General features: G+C 58.6%; 14 protein-coding genes and 1 riboswitch. Of the genes, 3 read left to right on the top strand and 11 right to left on the bottom strand.

The window, feature by feature from the left end:
- Window positions 1-13 precede the first annotated feature (13 nt).
- The 3 genes from moeB to thiS form a co-directional block, all read right to left on the bottom strand.
- A complete protein-coding gene (moeB, locus tag E8K88_RS05255; RefSeq protein ID WP_205880027.1) occupies window positions 14-1,186 on the bottom strand; it encodes a molybdopterin-synthase adenylyltransferase MoeB in 1,173 nt (390 codons plus the stop codon).
- A gap of 65 nt (window positions 1,187-1,251) precedes the next feature.
- Entirely contained in the window at window positions 1,252-2,055 is an 804-nt protein-coding gene (gene thiG / locus E8K88_RS05250) for a thiazole synthase (RefSeq protein WP_136405605.1), read from the bottom strand.
- Between the two features lie 120 nt (window positions 2,056-2,175).
- Window positions 2,176-2,409: a sulfur carrier protein ThiS gene (gene thiS, locus E8K88_RS05245; RefSeq protein WP_240754341.1), complete on the bottom strand. Its 234-nt coding sequence runs from the start codon at window positions 2,407-2,409 to the stop codon at window positions 2,176-2,178.
- A gap of 221 nt (window positions 2,410-2,630) precedes the next feature.
- Window positions 2,631-2,757, bottom strand: a riboswitch (TPP riboswitch).
- 96 nt (window positions 2,758-2,853) lie between these two features.
- On the opposite strand from thiS, the gene thiE reads away from it, so the two are divergent.
- Entirely contained in the window at window positions 2,854-3,537 is a 684-nt protein-coding gene (gene thiE, locus E8K88_RS05240; RefSeq protein ID WP_240754340.1) for a thiamine phosphate synthase, read from the top strand.
- Window positions 3,538-4,065: 528 nt separating this feature from the next.
- Complete coding sequence (locus E8K88_RS05235) at window positions 4,066-6,489, top strand: penicillin acylase family protein (protein ID WP_136405603.1); 2,424 nt, start codon at window positions 4,066-4,068, stop codon at window positions 6,487-6,489.
- Between the two features lie 58 nt (window positions 6,490-6,547).
- Here E8K88_RS05235 and E8K88_RS05230 read toward each other — a convergent pair whose 3' ends face one another.
- From E8K88_RS05230 to E8K88_RS05215, 4 genes are all read right to left on the bottom strand, one after another.
- Entirely contained in the window at window positions 6,548-7,300 is a 753-nt protein-coding gene (locus E8K88_RS05230; RefSeq protein ID WP_136405703.1) for an amino acid ABC transporter ATP-binding protein, read from the bottom strand.
- Between the two features lie 28 nt (window positions 7,301-7,328).
- Complete coding sequence (locus tag E8K88_RS05225; RefSeq protein ID WP_136405602.1) at window positions 7,329-7,973, bottom strand: amino acid ABC transporter permease; 645 nt, start codon at window positions 7,971-7,973, stop codon at window positions 7,329-7,331.
- Window positions 7,974-8,107: 134 nt separating this feature from the next.
- Window positions 8,108-8,893, bottom strand: coding sequence for an amino acid ABC transporter substrate-binding protein (locus E8K88_RS05220; protein WP_136405601.1), 786 nt, complete (start codon window positions 8,891-8,893; stop codon window positions 8,108-8,110).
- A 284-nt stretch (window positions 8,894-9,177) separates the two neighbouring features.
- The gene (locus E8K88_RS05215) at window positions 9,178-9,630 is read right to left on the bottom strand and encodes a DUF441 domain-containing protein (protein ID WP_136405702.1); all 453 of its coding nucleotides are present in this window, start codon (window positions 9,628-9,630) and stop codon (window positions 9,178-9,180) included.
- A gap of 281 nt (window positions 9,631-9,911) precedes the next feature.
- Here E8K88_RS05215 and E8K88_RS05210 point away from each other — a divergent pair, with 281 nt between their 5' ends.
- Window positions 9,912-13,460: a PAS domain-containing hybrid sensor histidine kinase/response regulator gene (locus E8K88_RS05210; protein ID WP_136405600.1), complete on the top strand. Its 3,549-nt coding sequence runs from the start codon at window positions 9,912-9,914 to the stop codon at window positions 13,458-13,460.
- A 31-nt stretch (window positions 13,461-13,491) separates the two neighbouring features.
- Here E8K88_RS05210 and E8K88_RS05205 read toward each other — a convergent pair whose 3' ends face one another.
- The 4 genes from E8K88_RS05205 to E8K88_RS05190 form a co-directional block, all read right to left on the bottom strand.
- A complete protein-coding gene (locus E8K88_RS05205) occupies window positions 13,492-14,130 on the bottom strand; it encodes a response regulator transcription factor (RefSeq protein ID WP_136405599.1) in 639 nt (212 codons plus the stop codon).
- A gap of 709 nt (window positions 14,131-14,839) precedes the next feature.
- Complete coding sequence (gene acs / locus E8K88_RS05200) at window positions 14,840-16,786, bottom strand: acetate--CoA ligase (RefSeq protein WP_136405598.1); 1,947 nt, start codon at window positions 16,784-16,786, stop codon at window positions 14,840-14,842.
- 134 nt (window positions 16,787-16,920) lie between these two features.
- Window positions 16,921-18,603 carry a cation acetate symporter gene (locus E8K88_RS05195; protein WP_136405597.1) on the bottom strand — a complete coding sequence of 561 codons (1,683 nt, stop codon included), beginning with the start codon at window positions 18,601-18,603 and terminating at the stop codon, window positions 16,921-16,923.
- Window positions 18,600-18,923, bottom strand: a complete 324-nt coding sequence (locus E8K88_RS05190; RefSeq protein ID WP_136405596.1) for a DUF485 domain-containing protein — start codon at window positions 18,921-18,923, stop codon at window positions 18,600-18,602. Before E8K88_RS05190 ends, E8K88_RS05195 begins: the two co-directional genes overlap by 4 nt.
- Between the last annotated feature and the right edge of the window lie 204 nt (window positions 18,924-19,127).

Raw genomic sequence — 19,127 nt, 5'->3', positions numbered from 1 at the left:
CTTTGAACAGGCTCTAAGTCCCTTCAGCATGCGCGGCTTTATAGGCCTGCCAAGCCGCGACATTACCCTCTAGCACCTGCACTTGCTTGAAGCCCAGCTTGTGCAAATGCGCAGCCGCGGCCATCGCACGCTGCCCAGACTGGCAATACAGCACAACCGGATCGTGCTCACGCAGACCTGGCAGACGCTCTAAGATCTGCTCCGCACGGCTCAGTTGCAATAGTTCGGGCAAAGGCAGCAACTCAGCACCATCTATCATGCCCATTTGTGCCTCTTGCGCTTGGCGCACATCGACCAGCCGCCTGTGGGCTGGCTCGGTGCGCACAAGGCTTGCGGCAAAATCCTCTAAGGTCAGACGAGCAACTTGGCTTGAGGCTTGTGGCAAACCACAAAAAGCCGGGTAATCGGCCATCAATGCCTGCACGGCTGGGCGATCGGGATCGGCCATCACGCGCATTTCGCGCCAACGCGTGTGCAATGCATCAAACAGCATCAAACGCCCTAGCAAAGGCGTGCCAATGCCGGTGATCAATTTGATGGCCTCAGCCGCCATCAGAGAGCCAATTTGCCCAGGCAATACACCCAACACACCCGCTTGCGCACAAGAAGGCACCTCACCCGGCTCAGGCGGCTCGGGGAACACATCGCGGTAAGTCGGGCCATGGCCGCGCCAGAACACGCTCAATTGCCCTTCAAACTGCAAGATACTGCCCCATACGCAAGGGATGCCCAGTATTTCTGCGGCGTCGCTGACCAGATAGCGGGTCGCGAAATTGTCCGCGCCGTCCAGCACCAGGTCGTAACCACGCAAAATCTCCAATGCATTGCCAGCCGTCAAACGCAGGCGGTGTGTGACCACCTCCACATGGGGATTGAGGCCTTGCACATGCTGCTTGGCCGACTCGGTTTTGGCCATGCCGATGGTGGCCACACTGTGCATCACCTGGCGCTGCAGGTTCGACAGGTCCACCACATCGTCATCGACAATGCCCAATACACCGACACCAGCTGCGGCCAGGTAAGGCACGATGGCCGAGCCCAGACCACCAGCGCCAATCACCAGCACACGGGCGTTTTTCATACGCAGCTGGGCAGTCAGGCCAAAACCTTGCAACTCCGTGTGGCGCGCATAACGCGCCTGTTCTGCAGGGCTGAGCGCCGCTGCAGGTTCAACCAAAGGCTCCATCACTTGTTCATCCCGCTTTGTTGAGTGCGCTAAGAGCCTGTTCATACGCTCCGCGCAGCCGCGTTTTACAAATAAGCGCGGCCTTCCAGCGACGACGAGGCAACCGCATTGTGGCGGCGTGGCACACGCCCCCCCAAAGAGGCCAGTCGACCGCCAGCGACGGCGTGGCGGAAAGCCTCGGCCATCACCACCGGGTGCTGCGCACGGTTCACCGCAGTGGCCAGCAATACCGCAGAGCAGCCCAACTCCATCGCAAATGCCGCATCCGAGGCAGTGCCCAAGCCGGCATCCAGCACAATTGGCACACTCGCACGCGCGACGATGGTGGCGATATTGTGCGGATTGAGAATACCCAGGCCGGTGCCAATCGGTGCCCCCAGCGGCATCACGGCGGCCACTCCCAAGTCTTCGAGCTGTTTGGCCACAATTGGATCGTCATTGGTGTAGGCCATCACGATAAAGCCTTTGGCCACCAGTTGCTTGGCCGCCTCCAGCGTCTGCACCACATCAGGCAGCAGGGTTTTCTCATCGGCAATGACCTCCAACTTGATCCAGTCGGTCTCCAGCGCTTCGCGCGCCAGCTCGGCGGTGGTCACGGCTTCGCGTGCAGAGAAACAAGCGGCGGTATTGGGCAGCACTTGCAATTTCAGGCGTTCAATCAATTGGTAGACAGCCGCGCCATCGCCGCGCGGATCCAGACGACGCAAGGCCACGGTGGTCATCTCAGTGCCCGAAGCAAGCAGCGCTTGCTCAAGCACAGCCAAATCGGTCGCGCCACCAGTGCCGGTGATCAGGCGTGAGCCAAAAGTGCGCCCGGCAATTTGCAGGGGCGTGTCGATGCTGGTTGCATTTTCAATCGCAGTAGTCATTGAACGAGTTCCTAGTTGTGCTGCAAACGGCCACAGAGCCCGATCTGGGCCAGCCCATTGCAAAGCGCGCTGGCAAGCGCATTGAAATATAACGGAGAAAAATCAAATGGCAGCGCTGGCTCAGCCGCCTTGCTTGGCCGTTACCACTTCCACCTGCGCGCCTGCCTGCAAAGCATGCAGATGCCATTGGCCGCGTGGCACGACGGCGGCATCAACGGCCACAGCGATACCCAAACGCTTGCCATCGGCGGCCAGCCCTTGTTCATTGACGGCTACGCCGGTCATCTCGGCAACCAGGTCACGCACGGTGCGCGCCTGCGTGGTGTGCGCCGCACCGTTCAAAGAAATGCTCAAAACAGCAGCATCAGAAGAAGCGTTGGAGGTCATGGTGTGGGAGGAAATTTAGAGATTGACGACAGCGCAAAGGCTCGCGAGAGGTGCGATACACAAGCAGATGCATGCAAGCCATCACGGACGCCAGCCTGGTCCTGAGCCTGCGTTTGGCAACAGCTGCGCCCAGCCACTGCGCGGGCTGCGCAGCCGCAATGGGCCTGGCTAAAGCGAGTGAAAAACAGTCAGATGCAGTCATGGCTTCCTACGCCGGGATCAACCGGATCAGGTTCAACGGTCGGCAATGGGCGGCGACGAACTCCGCATTGATTGCCCTCTCAACCAGTCTCACTGGCTCCCGTGCTAGGTGGTGCTGGGTCATGCTTGGCTCATAGAGGCGTTGTTTTTCAAACCCCTCTACAATACATTGGTCTGCAAGTCTACACCAAGACCGATGACCACTTCTTCATGCTTACCTACCCGACTGATGTGATGGCCACTACTGCAGCGCTCCTCTCCCAAGCCCAACTCTATGTGTGCACCGACTCCCAAGGCCTGACGCTGACTGCGTTTGAAGATTGGGCCAGCTTGGTGTATGAGGCGGGTGTCGACATCATCCAGCTGCGCGACAAAGGCATGGAAGCGGCCCGCGAACTCGAGTATTTTGCCGCTTTGCGCGCGGCTGCAACACGCCACGGCAAGCTGTTTGCAGCCAATGACCGCGCCGACTTGGCCCAGTTGGCACAAACCTCAGTGCTGCATTTGGGCCAGGGTGACATTCCACTGCCTGCTGCGCGGCAATTGGTACAGCCTGGCGTCTTGCTCGGCCAGTCAACCAACAGCGTCGAGCAAGCCGAGCGTGCGATGCACAGCCTGGCCGATTACTACTGCATTGGCCCCGTCTGGCCAACCCCCACCAAACCCGGCCGAGCCGCAACCGGCTTGGATGTGGTCAGCCAGGTCGCACAGCGCGCCGCCAGCATTGCGCCCAACAAGCCGTGGTTTGCCATTGGCGGGATCGATGTCAGCAATGTCGCGCAAGTGGTGGAGGCGGGCGCAACGCGTGTGGTGGTCGTACGTGCAGTCACACATGCAGCCGACCCGGCCGAAGCGGCACGACAACTGAAAGCGCAGCTGCCGCGCCTAGGCTAAAACGCTTTTAGAACCTGTTTACGATCTTTTCGCCGTCGCGCAAGGCAACAAAAAAGAAGCAGTGCAAGGCGCCTGTTGCAACTCAGACATGAGTCTGCGCAAAACGGACATCGCCGCAATGCGCTTTTAAGCGCCGTGCGTCGTGCGCCGTGCGCGACTGCGCGGAGCTTTTGAACAGGCGCTTAGCGCTGTCTCCATCCAAGACAGAAGACAGCTTCACGGCTCTTGTACCCAATGCCTATAGAGACCGCCAGCAGCCACGTGGCAGTGGCGCCGATCATCACCAAGATTGCGTGCTAGCGCATGCGCATGCGTGTGCTTGCGGGCGCAATCTGCGCGCCTATCGATGCGCACACCCAGGAAAGTGCCGGCTACAACAAAAGCTGTCCCCATGTGCAGCGGGTTTTCGCCCATGCACAGCTTGTTACACCCCCCTAAACTTTGCAGGGCATGACTAAAGAACGGTCGTGCACTTCCGTGGGCCTGCCCCTTGGAAAAAGATATAAAAACACCCATTAGGAGACAAACATGGCTTTTCCTGGACATCGATCGCTGCGCTGGGGCTTATCCATCAGCACCGTGCTGGCTTTGGTCGCATGCGGCGGCTCGGGCAATGACGACAATGGCGGCTCGCCGCCTGAAAGCAAGAACTACAGCGCCGAGATTCGCCGCACAGAAATGGGCATTGCGCACATCAAAGCCAGCAACTGGGCAAGTTTGGGCTATGGCGCAGGCTATGCCCAAGCCAGCGACGATTTGTGCACATTGGCCGACGGTTTTGTCACGTTCCGAGGCGAGCGCTCCAAATACTTTGGTGCCGATGCGCTGGCGGTCTACTCGTCCACGATTGGCCGCCCTGGCAACCTGGACTCGGACATGTTCTTCAAGCACGTGGTCAATGACGACGCAGTCAAAGCCATGATGGCGGCGCAAACCGAGGACGCCATCCAGGTCATGGAAGGCTTTGCCGCTGGCTACAACCGCTATGTGGCAGAAGCCAAGTCAGCCCAAGCCACGGCAAATGCCGCCTGCCGCACAGCCGAGTGGGTGCAGCCCATCACCGCCTTGGACATGTGGCGCCGCGTGATGAGCGCCAACGTGGCTGGCGGCTACAGCAATTTTGTCGCCATGATTGCCAATGCCCAGCCACCTACTGGCAAATCAGCCGCAGCAGCCAGCACGACGGAGCTTGCCCCTGGCAGCATGAAAGCGCCGGCACTGCAGGTCGGTGGCGAGGCCGGCATTGGCAGCAATATGTATGGCTTTGGCCCACAGTCCACCGGCAGCAGTGCCGTGTTGTTTGGCAACCCGCACTGGTACTGGAAAGGCATGGACCGCTTCTACCAAATGCAGCTGACCATTGATGGCCAGGTCAACGTCAGTGGTGCAGGCTTTCTGGGCTTTCCCATCCCGCAAATTGCGTTCAACGACGATGTCGCTTGGAGCCACACGGTCTCGACCGCCCGCCGTTTTGGCTTTTTTGGCATGACGCTGGACCCCAGCGACCCCACGCGCTATGTGATGGATGGCCAGAGCAAGCCGTTTATTGCGCGCGACATCGAAGTCAGTGTCAAAGGCTCCGATGGCGCACAAAGCACTGTCAAACGCACCTTGTACGCAAGCGAGCAAGGCCCGGTGGTCAACCTCAGCGCACTGAACCCCGCGTTAGGCTGGAACACCCAAAGCGCGGTGGTGATTCGCGATGTGAATGCGCTGAACTACCGTACTGTGCGCAACTGGATGCGCTGGAGCCAGGCTCGCTCGCTTGATGAATTTGCCAACATCCAACGCGAAGAATCAGCCATTCCATGGGTCAATACGATCGCCGCAGGCCGTGGCTCTGAGCAAGTGTGGTATGCCGACATTGGCGCCGTGCCGAACGCACCTCCGGCCTTGCTGGCCAGCTGCAGCACGCCCTTCTCGGCCGCTGCCGCCGTGGCCATGCCGGGTGTGCCCGTACTGGACGGCTCTCGCAGCGCCTGCAACTGGCAAAGCGATGCCGACTCGGTGCAAGCCGGTGCAATTGGCCCAGCCCGCATGCCCAGCCTGCAGCGCCGCGACTACGTGGCCAATATGAACGACAGCTACTGGCTCACCAATGTGTATCAGCCATTGACCGGTTTCCCAAGTATCTTTGGTCCTGCCGGGACACAAGCCCAGACCCTGCGCACCCGCCTGGGCCACCGCATGGCCCTGGAGCGCTTGGCCGGCACGGACGGCTATGGTGGCAAGCTCGCCAGCAGCGCCATCGTGCGCCAAATGGTGTTGGACAGCCGGATTGAATCGGCGCGCTTCAAAGACGAAATCCTGGACCTGGTCTGCCAGGGCGATGGCGCAGCGGAACGCGCCAATGCCTGTGCGGTCCTGGCTGCCTGGGACAGCCGCGGCATGGCGACCTCACGCGGCTCACACATCTGGGATGAATTCTGGATGAACCTGGGCAGCTTGGCCAGCAGCACGTTATACCTGACACCGTTCGATGCCCAGGACCCGCTGAATACGCCGCGCGATATCAACCCCGCAGCGCGCGCGCAATTGGCCCAGGCCTTCGATACCGCCGTGGCCACGGTACAAGCCTCTGGCTTTGCCTTGGATGCGCCGCGTGGTGAGGTGGTGTATCTGACCCGCAGCGGCAAGCGCCTGCCCTTGTTTGGAGGCTGCGGCGGCGTTGGTTACTTCACCATCAGCTGCTCGGAATTCAGGTTGACCTCGCGTGGCTACACCATGGACGACCAGCCGCATGGCAACACCTACATGCAAGTGGTGAGCTTCCCGGCAGGCAAGGTTGAGGCATATTCGTTCCTGACCTTCTCGCTCTCGGATGATCCGGCTTCGCCGCATTACGGCGATTACAGCCAGGCCTACAGTGAGCAGCAATGGGTCAAACTGCCGTTTAGCGAAGCGGAAATCAGCGCTGCACCGGGGATGCAGACAATGACCATCAGCGAGTAATCGCAACTTGTGCGCATTGCGGCATCTTTGCCGCAATGCTCAGAACGTGTTTACGTTCTCACAGCATTTGTCGCAAAAATGCTTGGGTGCGTTCGTGCTGCGGATTGGCAAAAAAATCGGCCGAAGGCGCAATTTCAATCAGCTGGCCTTGGTCCATGAAGGCCACGCGATTGGCCACCTCACGCGCAAAGCCCATTTCGTGGGTCACAACCAGCATGGTCATATGCTCTCTGGCCAGCTCACGCATGGTGTGCAAGACCTCGACTGTCAGCTCGGGATCCAGTGCCGAGGTCGGTTCGTCAAACAGCATGATCTCTGGCTCCATCGCCAGCGCCCGCGCAATCGCCACGCGCTGCTTTTGCCCACCTGAGAGCCGGCCAGGGTAGTTATCGCGCTTGGTCAGCAGCCCCACCTTGTCGAGCAAGCGCTCGGCTTTAGGAATGATCTCCTCGCGGCTGAGGCCTTTGACTGTCATCGGCGCTTCAATGATGTTTTGCAGCACCGTCATGTGAGGAAACAGATTGAAGGACTGGAACACCATGCCCATTTTTCGGCAAATGCGGCGCACTTCCCGCTCGGGCACATAGACACTGCGACCACTCGCATCAGGCGCAGCCAAGGACTCGCCCTCGACCTGCACACTGCCCTCGTCAATTGTCTCCAAATGGTTCAAGCAGCGCAAAAACGTGCTTTTGCCCGAACCCGAAGGACCAATCACCGCGACCACTTCGCCCTGGGCCAAATCCAGGGACACTTGATTCAAGACGCGATGCGCGCCAAACGACTTGCCCACGCCCTGGGCTTGAATCATCCAGCGCCCAGCAGGTGCAGCGGCGCGGTTATTGGTCATATCGGGCATAGTGTCGCTCCAAACGCTGGAAAATCCAGGTCAGCACCAAAGTCATCAACAGGTAGAAAGCCGCCGCCACCACAAACGCGGTGACCTCAAAATCGCGCTGCACAATCTGCCGGGCTGCGCGCAACAAGTCGTTGAGTGCCAGCACATAAATCAGCGACGTATCCTTGACCAGGGTGATGGTCTCGTTGCTCATTGGCGGCAGAATTTGCCGCACCATTTGCGGCATCACAATGCGGCGCATGGTTTGTGGGTAGGTCAGGCCCAGCACTTTCGCGCCTTCGTATTGACCACGGTCGACCGATTGGATGCCCGAGCGAAAAATCTCGGCAAAATAGGCCGCGTAATTGAGCGTAAAGGCCACGACTGCGGTTGGAAAGTCGGGCAAGGTAATGCCAATGCCAGGCAGCGCGAAATAGATAAAAAAGATTTGCAACAGCAGCGGCGTGCCACGCATCAGCCAGATATAGCCGTTGACCAAGCCGCTGAGCCACCTTATGGGCGAAATACGCGCCAGCGCCAGCAGCAGCCCCAAGGGAATGGCCAGCGACAAAGTGATAGCGAACAATGTCAGCGTCACCTGCATACCCTGCCAGAGCGCGGGCAGCATGGAGAGGACGTAGTTCATGAAAACAACTTCAAAAGTGCGGCTGCCAAAAGGCGCGCTGCACACAACAAAAATAAAACAAACCGACAAAAACCAAATACCGAGGCAAAGAGCGCTTTACCTCGGTATTGAATGGTATCCAGGATACCTACAAATTACTTGATCACGTTGGCACCGAACCACTGCTCAGAAATCTTCTGGGCCGTGCCGTCCTTTTTCATCTCAGCCAAAGCGTCGTCAACGCGCTTGAGCAAAGCCGCATCGTCTTTGCGTGTACCCACACCATATTCTTCCGTGCCGAAGTGGTCTTGCAGCACCTTGAATTCATTGCCGCGCTTGGCCACGTAGTAACGGCCGACCACTTCATCGAGCACCACGGCATCCAGGCGGCCTGTGCCCAAATCCATCATCGCAGTGATGTTGTCGCCAAAGGTCTTGAGTTGTTTGAAGCTTTTGGACGACTCGTCTTTGCCAATCGCATCAACGGCGCTGCTGCCTTCCTGTGCACCAACCACCTTGCCTGCCAAATCGGCTTTGTTGGCAATGTCAGACTTGGCCAACACCACGATGATTTGGTGGTTTTCCATGTACGGAGCGGTAAAACCAATGTGTTTTTTGCGCTCGTCGGTGATCGTCAGGCCATTCCACAGCACGTCGACACGTTTGCTGTTGAGTTCAGCCTCTTTGGCGCTCCAGTCAATTGGGCGGAACTGGGCATCGACATTCAAACGCTTGGCCACTTCACGCGCCATGTCGATGTCAAAACCCACGATTTGGTTTTTCTCATCGCGAAAACCCATTGGCGGGAAATTGTCATCGAGGCCCACCACAATCGTCTCAGTGGCCTGGGCACCGGCAGTTTGCGCCATCACCTGGGTATGCGCAGAAACGAACAAGGCCACAACAGCAGGGGCGAGCAACAGATTTTTCAGTTTGAACATGGCAGTTCCTAGTTCTTCAAGTGAGTCGGTGACAGGGCACTAGGCCCCAAAGTGATTCCCACAGTCAGCGCAGCAAGCGCCTCATGCACCCATACAAAACAATATCCACAGCTGCCGAACACCACAACATGGCGCCCAAAAAGCACGCTTGTGCAGACGGCAACCCAGTATTGTTACCTCAGTTAGCTTAGATTTCAATGAATCTTGAGCGAGAACGTGTCGATCTGGCCCTCACAGACCGAGTCAGATCATGGTTTACCCGCAGCCACATAGACCCATTGGCTCTACCACTTGCCCATCAGTACCGCCAAAATGCCAGCAGCAATCAAGGGGCCAACCGGCACGCCTTTGAACAACGCAACCCCTATCACAGTGCCAATCATCAAACCGGGCACCAAGCCAGGCTGGCCCATCATCAAAGGCACACCGCGCCCTCCCAGCCAGGCCACGCCAATGCCGACCACAATCGCCAGCAAGGACGGCCATTGGGTAAAAGAGCGCAGCAAATCGTCAAGACCAATCTTGCCACTGGCAATGGGTGCCATGACACCTACCAGCAGCACGATAATGCCAATCGTGAGGCCGTTTTTTTCAATCCAGGGAAAAAACTGGCTCAAGGGCGTCAAACGCACCACGAGCAAAATCAGCATGGCCACGGTCACAGCCGTGTTGTGGCTGATGATGCCCAGCGCAGCAATCGCCAGCAATACCCAAACCATCGGATCGAACAGGAACATCACACAAAAACCAGTCAATAAAGCGAGCCAAAGCCGCGCAGGCTTGCACCTGGCCGCTCCAATTCAAGCACGCAGATGGCTTGTCACCCGCATGCGCGGCCCGCAGGATACCACCAGCGCGCTTGACCATGTCGGCAACGGAGTTTGACAATACGCCTCCAAGACCCTCGTGCAAGCATGCGCCGCTGGTACGATGCATGGGCGCATGTGGCAGTGCGGCCCCGACCGGTATTGCCGCCCCAACCTGCCCTGACCTTAAGCCAATTTAGCCAAACCACGCCATGCTGCCCATTGGGGTCATCCTTGTTTCTCTGCTGTATGCAGGCACGTTGTTCACGGTCGCCTGGCTGGGCGACCGCCACGCCGATATACTGCAGCGCCCTAAAGTGCGCCCCATCATCTACAGCCTGGCACTGGCCGTGTATTGCTCGTCCTGGACTTTTTATGGCGCAGTCGGCACAGCGGCTCGCTACGGTCTGGGTTACTTGCCGATTTATTTAGGCCCGCTGCTGATGTACCTGTTTGGCTGGCGCATGATCGAGCGCCTGGCACTGATTGCGCGCAACCACAACACCGTCTCGCTGGCCGATTTTGTCGCCTCACGCTTTGGCCGCTCGCAGCGGCTGGCCGCGCTGATTACCTTGATTGCCCTGGTCGCTGCGGTGCCTTACCTGGCATTGCAGTACAAAGCCGTAGTCTCCAGCTTGGCCATTTTGGCCGACATCGACATCAGCCCCAGCACCTGGGGCGATCCGGCGTTCTACGTCGCAGCCATCATGGCCTTGTTTGCGATTTTGTTTGGCACACGCCAGGTCAACGCCACCGAACACCGCCCCGGTCTGATGCTGGCCGTGGCGCTGGAATCGATTGTCAAGCTGGTGGCCTTGGTGGCCGTTGGTATTTTTGCGCTGCTCTGGCTCTCAGAGCGGCCAGAGCCAGCGTCTGCCACGCAAGCAATCAGCCACCTGATTCACAACACCGCCCCGATTGGCTTTGTCGCGCAAACCATTCTGGCGTTTGCCGCCATCATCTGCCTGCCCAGGCAGTTCCATGTGGCCGTGGTCGAATGCGGTGATTTACGCGATATTCAAAAAGCACGTTGGTGGTTTGGCGCGTATCTGGTCATCATCAGCGCCATGGTCTTGCCAATTGCCGCTGCAGGTCTGACCCAATTTGGCCCGCAAGGCAGTATGGCACCTGATAACTACGTGCTGGCCTTGCCACTGGCGCTGAACCACAACAGCCTGGCGCTGCTGGCCTACATCGGCGGTTTTTCTGCAGCGACTGGCATGGTGATTGTGGTCAGCGTGGCCTTGTCAAACATGGTCAGCAATGACTTGGTGATGCCTGTGCTGCTGCGCTGGCGCTGGTCACAACAAGCGGCCAGCCGTGGCAGCACGGCTGCCACCGTGCTGTGGGTGCGACGCGCAGCCATTGTCTTACTAGGCCTGATGGCTTACGGCTATTCACGCGGCGTCGGCAGCCAAGTGCAACTGGCCAGCTTTGGCTTGATGTCGTTTGCCGCGGTGGCGCAGTTTGCACCGGCCTTGATCTCGGGCCTGTATTGGCAGTCTGCCAGCCGCAAAGGCGTCGAAGCCGGTTTGCTCGCTGGCTTTGCGCTATGGGCCTACACCTTGTTTCTGCCCAATTTGGCCGAGATTGGCTGGATTGGCGCTGACTGGATTGCCACAGGGCCATGGGGCATCAGCTGGCTGCGGCCCTACCACCTGTTTGGCAGTGTGGGCTGGGATTCACTCTCGCATGGCACATTCTGGTCGTTGCTGGCCAATATCGCCACCATGGTGGTGGTGTCGTTGCGCCACCAGCCCAGTTTGAGCGAGCAAATGCAGGCCCAGCCATTCCTGGCCCCGAAAACGCCTCACCTGCAGCTCGACGAGCTCTCGCCCGGCCTCAATCGCCTGCATGTGCATGATTTGCAGATGGTCGCCAGCCACATCGTCGGCGCTGATGCGGCTGCGCGGGCCTTTGCCCAGCATGCCGAAAAACTCGGCCAGTCATTGCAAGGCCAAGTGCCGGCCGACCGGACCTGGCTGCATTTCACCGAGCTGCTCCTGGTGGGCGCGGTAGGCGCCTCTTCAGCGCGTCTGGTGATGACACGCACCTTGCAAGGCTCGGGCCTGGAGCTGGCCGCGATTGTCTCGGTCCTCGATGAAGCAGGCCAAGAACTGCGCTTTAACCGAGAGCTGCTACTGGCCACGCTGGAGAACATTGATCCAGGTGTGAGCGTGATCGATGCACACATGCGCCTGGTCGCCTGGAACCAGCGCTACCAGCAGTTGTTCAACTACCCGGCAGGCATGCTGTATATCGGCCAGGAAGTGGCGCGCCTGATTGCCCACAACCTCAAGCACAACCCGCTCGGCCTGACTGCACCTGTACCGATTGCCAGCAATATCGATGCCGAAGTGCACAAACGCATTGAGCTGATGCGCGCGGGTCGCAGCTACACCTACGAGCGAGCGCTACAGGATGGCCGGGTCATTGAAATGCGCGGCCATCCGCTGCCGCATGGCGGCTATGTCACCAGCTACAGCAATATCAGCAGCCTCAAACAGGCCGAGCGCGAATTGCGCGAGATCAATGAAACCTTGGAGCAACGCGTGGCCGAACGCTCACGCGAGGTCGCCGTTATCCAGGAGTCGCGCTCGCGCTACCTGACAGCCATCAGCCACGACGTATTGCAGCCCATCCATGCGGCGCGGTTGTTTGCGTCTGCGCTGCACGACGAAACCAAACCCCAACAAATGCGTTACCTGGCCGAGCGGGTCGATACCGCGCTGCATGCAGCCGAAGATTTGCTGGACGGTATCCTGGATATTTCCCGTTTGGATGCGGGCGCATTGCAAGCCAAGATCGAGACGTTCGACCTGTTGCCGATTTTGCAGGAATTGCATGCCCAGTATGCGCCCCTAGCAGCCAAGCGCCAGTTGCGATGGCGCCTGGCTGTGCCGCGTTCTGCAGAGCCCCTTTGGGTGCGCAGCGATGCGCGCCTGCTGCGCCGCGTGCTGCAAAACTTCGTCGCCAATGCCTTGCGTTTCACCCAAAGCGGCGGTGTTTTGATGGGTGCACGCCAGCGCCACGGCAAAAATGGGGCCCCCAGCGAGCTATTGCTGCAAGTATGGGACACTGGCCCCGGCATTCCCGAGGTGCATCTGGCGCGCATTTATGAGGAGTTCCACCGCTACCAACAGGTGTTCGACTGGGACGGTCGGGGCCTGGGCCTGGGCCTGTCGATTTGCCAGCGCATTGCGCGCTTGCTAGACCACCGCCTGCAAGCGCAGTCGCGCCCCGGCAAAGGCAGCGTGTTTGCCATTGCTGTACAAGCCAGCACAGCGCCCCCAAAAGCCAGCCTCGCGCGCACCACGTCACAGGTGGTCGCGGCCAATAGCACTGTGGGCAATGCCCCCACCTCCAGCCCCAGCGCACTTGGTTTGACTGGCCTCGTCGTGCTGTGTCTGGACAATGACCCCGACATACTGCAAGGCATGCACATGCTGCTCTCGCGCTGGCAAGTGGGCTGTTTACTGGCCAGCGATATTGACCAAGCTGTGCAGTTCGCACAGCAAGCGCCACAGCTGCATTGCTTTCTGGTTGACTTCCACCTCTACGACCGCGTTGACGGACTGGGCGCGATTGCCCAATTGCAACAGCTGCGGCCCGAGGTCCCTGCGGCGCTCATCACCGCCGATGGCAGCGACGCGCTCAAACAACGGGCGGGCGAGCAGCAGGTCACGGTGCTGACCAAACCGGTCAAACCGGCGGCACTGCGCGCCTTTTTAATGGCAATGGCTGCGCGCAAGGCGCTTTGATCGCCCGCTCAACAGGTATTCAAAGCACGGCTTAATGCAGATCCAAACGGTGCGCCATCGACACCGCTTCCGTTCGATTGGTCGCCCCCAATTTGCGCAGCACCGCTGACATATGTGCTTTGACAGTGGCCTCGGAAGTGCCCAGATCATGGGCAATTTGCTTATTCAACAAGCCAGCGGCCACCATCTGCAACACCTTGGCTTGCTGCGGCGTCAGCTCGGCCATGCGGGCAGCGACTTGGCGCTCTTGCTCGCTGATGCTGGGCGTGTGCTGGTCCAAAGCCTGCGGTAGAAACCAGGGTTCCCCATCGAGCACCGTACTGAGCGCTTGGCCAAGCGTGGCCAGATCGGAGGACTTCGGAATATAGCCAAACGCGCCATGCTCCATCGCGCGGCGCATCAATTGCGCATCTTCATGGCCCGAGACCATCACCACCGGCAATTGCGGGTGGCGCGCGCGGATATGTACCAGCGGATCAAAGCCGGAGCTGCCCGGCATGCTCAAATCCAATAACAGCAAGTCGGCATCGTGGTGAAGCTCAACCAGTTGGTAAAGCGCCTGGACATGGTCGGCCTCATGGATGACTGCCTCTGGCCAGGCCTTGAGCACAGCCGTGCGCAGCGCATCCCGAAACAGCGGATGGTCGTCGGCAATCAAAAACGTGGGCATAGATTCTCTTGTCTGTTATTGTCATGAAGCCATGCAAAAAGAGGCTTCGCAGCACACTTGACACCTGCGCAAAGTCTCAAAGCAGACCAGGCTGGCGGCCTTCACCAGTTGCGCATAGTCCATACGCTGGTGGCGCAGCAACCAGCGCCATGCTGTTGCCTATTGGCCGGCATGGCAAAGCGGCAAGCATGCCGCCAACATGCCCCAAGAAGGTGCGCTCGCGCGCAGGCCCAAGCATCATAACGGCTAGGCAGTTGGCCGCGCAATCGATTCTAATGACGACCACCCGCTGGATCGCCCTTAGCCGGTGTCTTGCAGTGCAGCCAATTCTGGGCGCCGCCTAGCCCCATTGCGCCCCCGACAGCGCAGAAAGCCAGGGCGGTCTTGGTGTGTCACATGGTGCTGCCAGCCCTCTACAGTGGCAGCTCAAACTGCGCGGCGCGAGCAAGAAAAAAAACCCACAAGACCTAAGCCTTGTGGGCTGTCAAAATGGCCATCGACGGCAATCTCCCCCTCAATGTGAGACTACCCATGCCGATTGGCCCACCAATGTTCTAAGAACGTGCTTACGATCTAAGCGCCTGTGCCCCATCTCCACGCAGTCGCGCAAGGCACAAAAAGAGGCAGCGCCAGGCGTCTGTTGCCGCGCATTGCATCCTTTTGGGCTTCAGCGCGGCTGCGTGGAGGTTGGGAACAGGCTCTAAGTGGTTCAGGTATTCAAACGCTCAACCACCAACGTATCAACGACAGCTGGATCGGCCAAAGTGCTGGTATCGCCCAGCTGGTCAGGCGCGTTTTCGGCAATCTTGCGCAAAATGCGGCGCATGATCTTGCCCGAGCGGGTTTTGGGCAAGGCGGGCGCCCATTGCAAATGGTCTGGTGTGGCGATCGGCCCAATGACCTTACGGACATGGGCGATCAGCTCTTTCTTGAGCTCGTCTGAGCCCTCCAAACCTGCCACCAAAGTGACGTATACGTAAATGCCCTGGCCTTTGAGGTCGTGCGGGTAGCCCACGGCTGCGGCTTCTGCCACTTTGTCGTGCGATACCAGCGCGCTCTCAAGCTCAGCCGTGCCAATGCGGTGGCCACTGACGTTGATGACATCGTCAACACGGCCAGTAATCCAGTAGTAGCCATCGGCGTCGCGGCGGCAGCCGTCACCGGTGAAGTACATGCCTGGATAGGCCTTGAAGTAGGTGTCAATAAAACGCTGGTGGTCACCAAACACGGTACGGGCCTGACCTGGCCAGGAATCTACGATGACGAGGTTGCCCTCTCCCTCTCCCTCTATGAATTTGCCCTCGGCATCCACCAAAGCGGGCTGGACACCAAAAAACGGTTTGCTGGCCGAGCCTGGCTTGAGATCGGTTGCGCCTGGCAGCGGCGTGATCATGAAGCCGCCTGTTTCGGTTTGCCACCAAGTGTCAACAATGGGCAGTTTACCGCCGCCGACCACGTCGTGGTACCAGCGCCATGCCTCGGGGTTGATCGGCTCGCCGACCGAGCCCAGCACGCGCAAGGAAGCGCGCGAGGTCTTTTTCACCCACTCATCGCCATCGCGCATCAACGCACGGATCGCGGTTGGCGCGGTGTAGAAAATCGTCACCTGGTGCTTGTCTACGACTTGCCAGAAGCGCGAGGCGTCGGGGTAGCTTGGCACGCCTTCAAACATCAGGGATGTCGCGCCATTGGCCAGCGGGCCGTATACGATGTAGCTGTGGCCGGTGACCCAGCCCACATCGGCCGTGCACCAGTAAATGTCTTCTTCGCGCAAGTCAAACACCGTCTCGTGGCTGAAACTGGCATGCACCAAATAACCTGCCGTGGAATGCACCACGCCTTTGGGTTTGCCGGTCGAGCCGGAGGTGTAGAGGATAAACAGCGGGTCTTCGGCCTGCATGCGCTCGGGCGCGCACTCGGCTGGCTCATTGGCTGTGACCTCGTGCAACCAGATATCGCGGCCGTCTTGCATGGCCACTGCACCCCCGGTGTGCTTGAGCACAATCACATTGGTCACAGTGTCCGTGCCTTCGGCTTGCAGCGCGGCATCGACGTTGGCCTTGAGCGGCACTTTGCGACCGGCACGCAGGCCTTCATCGGCGGTGATGATGACCTTGGCGTTGCTATCGCGCACCCGATCGGCCACTGAGCCTGGCGAGAAACCACCAAACACGACATTGTGGATCGCGCCAATACGCGCGCAGGCCAGCAAGGCCACTGCTGCATCCGGCACCATCGGCATATACACCGTCACACGGTCGCCTTTGCCAACGCCAAGTTTGCGCAAGGCGTTGCCTAATTTGCACACGCGCTCGTACAGCTGGCGGTAGGTGATTTTTTGCGCGGCTGCCTGCGGGTCATCGGGCTCCCACAGAATCGCGACTTTGTCGCCGCGCTTGTCCAGATGGCGGTCCAAGCAGTTGACGCTGACGTTGATTTCACCGTCAGCAAACCAACGTGTGTGGAAATTGTCGACATCAAAGCTGGTGTCTTTGATGATGGTGGGCTCTTTAAACCATTGCAAACGCTTGGCAATTTTCCCCCAGAATGCATTCGGGTCTTTGACAGACTCCTCGTACATCGCTTGGTACTGCTCGGGCGTAATGGTCGTGGGACCGGCCAGCGCTGGATTGACTGGGTACACATCTTTGCTCATGGTTGAGTCTCTCCCTAACATGATAAAAACAAACTAAAGCGCCAACGGGTGGTGCTGACACCACCCGCTGTTGAACCACTATGCATCAAATTGCACAGATCCAAGCCGTGGCTTGGACCTGCAACCCGCATGGATCAATGCGATGAGGCTTTGGCTGCTCCCAAACCAGTCTCGGAACGCACCAACTGCGCAGGGAATGCAGCACGGTCTTGAGCAGCACGGGCACTCTTGTCAGTGATCGAGAAGAACCAGATACCGACAAAGGCCAGTGTCATCGAGAACACCGTAGGTGAAGCATACGGGAATGGCGCAGAGCCAGCTGGATGATGAAATACCGCCTCCCACACCGAGGGCGACAGAATCGTCAGCACCACCGAGGAAATCAGGCCCAGGAAACCACCCACTACCGCCCCACGGGTGGTCATATCTTTCCACAAAATCGACAAGAACAACACCGGAAAGTTGGCAGAAGCGGCCACCGCAAAGGCCAGTGAGACCATGAATGCGATGTTTTGCTTTTCAAACACAATGCCCAGCAGCACAGCGACAATGCCCAGCACCACGGTGGTAATACGCGAGACTTTCAGCTCAGAGGCGCTATCGGCCTTGCCCTGTTTGAACACGGTCGCATACAGGTCATGCGAGACCGCTGATGCACCAGACAGTGTCAGGCCAGCGACCACCGCCAAAATCGTGGCAAACGCCACTGCCGAGATGAAGCCCAGGAACACGTTGCCGCCGACTGCCGAAGCCAAATGCACCGCAGCCATATTGCTGCCGCCCACCAAGGTGCCGGAGACCGCATCTAGGAACAGCGGGTTGGTGCTGACGAACACAATCGCGCCAAAACCAATGATGAAGGTCAGGATGTAGAAGTAACCAATCCAGGTCGTGGCCCAGAACACGGATTTACGCGCTTCCTTGGCGTTTGGCACGGTGAAGAAACGCATCAGCACGTGTGGCAAGCCAGCGGTACCAAACATCAAGGCCATACCAAAGCTGATCGCAGAAATCGGGTCTTTGATGAAGTTGCCAGGGCCCATGATGGAGTTCGATTGCTTCACTTCCACCGAAGCCTGGAACAAACGCTCGAAGCTAAAGCCGTAGCTTTTCATGACCATGAACGCCATGAAGCTGGCACCCGAGAGCAGCAAACAGGCCTTGATGATTTGCACCCAAGTCGTGGCGGTCATGCCGCCAAACAACACGTAGACCATCATCAAGATGCCCACAATCACCACTGCGTAAACGTAGTCCAGGCCAAACAGCAGTTTGATCAACTGCCCGGCACCAACCATTTGAGCGATCAGATAAAACGCCACCACGACCAGGGTACCCGAGGCTGCAAACGCACGGATTGGACCGGGGCGGAAGCGGTAACCGGCCACGTCGGCAAAAGTGAACTTGCCCAAGTTGCGCAGTTTTTCAGCCATCAGGAAAGTGATGATGGGCCAGCCCACTAAAAAGCCAATCGAGTAGATCAAGCCATCGTAGCCGTTGGCCATCACAGCCGCCGAAATCCCCAGAAATGACGCCGCGGACATATAGTCGCCCGCAATCGCCAAGCCGTTCTGGAAACCGGTAATGCCGCCGCCGGCCGTATAAAAGTCCGAGGCCGACTTGGTGCGGCCTGCGGCCCATTTGGTGATCCACAGCGTGCCAATCACAAAAGCGGCGAACATCGTGATCGCCGTCCAATTGGTGGCTTGTTTTTTCAACTCACCCAAGTCACCGCCAGCGGCAAACGCGCTGCCTGCGATCGCAGCAGTTGCCAGTGCCAAAATGGCCCCATAGGGAATAGTGCTGCGTGTTCTCATTGCTGTGCCTCCTTGAGGATTTGTTCTGTAATGGCATCGAACTCGGTATTGGCGCGGTAGACATAAATGCCAGTCACCACCACAGTGAACAGAATGACGCCCAAGCCAATGGGCATCCCCCAAGTAGTCACACCTGCCCCTATGGGCTTGGCCAGCAGCTCTTTGTCAAAAGCAATGAGGCCCACATAGCCGTAATACACAATCAACATCAAAATCGTAAGAACCCAAGCAAAGCGGTTGCGCACGCTGCGCAAGCGCTGGTACTTCGGGTTGCTTTGTATCCGCTGGATCACTTGATCCTGTGTAGCCGTCTGACTCATGTGTTGTCTCCTTAGTAGGACTCTGAACCACCTTGGCCACTGCGCAAAATACTCACTCACTCACGCAAGCAGCAGGCTATATTTTTCGATGCCTACAATTTAACGACAGCCCAGCAAAGCCACCAGACGACTTTAGTTGTAAGGGATGGTCCCTAAGGGGAAGTGCTAGGCAGCTGCGGCCTGAACTTTGCTCGTGCATCCATG

Origin of the sequence: Lampropedia aestuarii (assembly GCF_004803635.1) — a bacterium.
In the GTDB taxonomy this organism is placed as follows: Bacteria; Pseudomonadota; Gammaproteobacteria; order Burkholderiales; family Burkholderiaceae_C; genus Lampropedia; species Lampropedia aestuarii.
Note: the sequence above shows the minus strand (reverse complement) of the source record. Positions and strands in the feature narration are given on the sequence as shown.

What these genes read in the sequence shown, in the direction of transcription:
- thiE (WP_240754340.1), top strand. Translation starts at nt 2,854, where the DNA reads ATGCTTACCTACCCGACTGATGTGATGGCCACTACTGCAGCGCTCCTC.
- E8K88_RS05190 (WP_136405596.1), bottom strand. Translation starts at nt 18,923, where the DNA reads ATGAGTCAGACGGCTACACAGGATCAAGTGATCCAGCGGATACAAAGC.
- acs (WP_136405598.1), bottom strand. Translation starts at nt 16,786, where the DNA reads ATGAGCAAAGATGTGTACCCAGTCAATCCAGCGCTGGCCGGTCCCACG.
- E8K88_RS05210 (WP_136405600.1), top strand. Translation starts at nt 9,912, where the DNA reads ATGCTGCCCATTGGGGTCATCCTTGTTTCTCTGCTGTATGCAGGCACG.
- E8K88_RS05195 (WP_136405597.1), bottom strand. Translation starts at nt 18,603, where the DNA reads ATGAGAACACGCAGCACTATTCCCTATGGGGCCATTTTGGCACTGGCA.
- E8K88_RS05220 (WP_136405601.1), bottom strand. Translation starts at nt 8,893, where the DNA reads ATGTTCAAACTGAAAAATCTGTTGCTCGCCCCTGCTGTTGTGGCCTTG.
- E8K88_RS05225 (WP_136405602.1), bottom strand. Translation starts at nt 7,973, where the DNA reads ATGAACTACGTCCTCTCCATGCTGCCCGCGCTCTGGCAGGGTATGCAG.
- E8K88_RS05230 (WP_136405703.1), bottom strand. Translation starts at nt 7,300, where the DNA reads ATGATTCAAGCCCAGGGCGTGGGCAAGTCGTTTGGCGCGCATCGCGTC.
- E8K88_RS05205 (WP_136405599.1), bottom strand. Translation starts at nt 14,130, where the DNA reads ATGCCCACGTTTTTGATTGCCGACGACCATCCGCTGTTTCGGGATGCG.
- E8K88_RS05235 (WP_136405603.1), top strand. Translation starts at nt 4,066, where the DNA reads ATGGCTTTTCCTGGACATCGATCGCTGCGCTGGGGCTTATCCATCAGC.
- E8K88_RS05215 (WP_136405702.1), bottom strand. Translation starts at nt 9,630, where the DNA reads ATGTTCCTGTTCGATCCGATGGTTTGGGTATTGCTGGCGATTGCTGCG.
- thiG (WP_136405605.1), bottom strand. Translation starts at nt 2,055, where the DNA reads ATGACTACTGCGATTGAAAATGCAACCAGCATCGACACGCCCCTGCAA.
- moeB (WP_205880027.1), bottom strand. Translation starts at nt 1,186, where the DNA reads ATGGAGCCTTTGGTTGAACCTGCAGCGGCGCTCAGCCCTGCAGAACAG.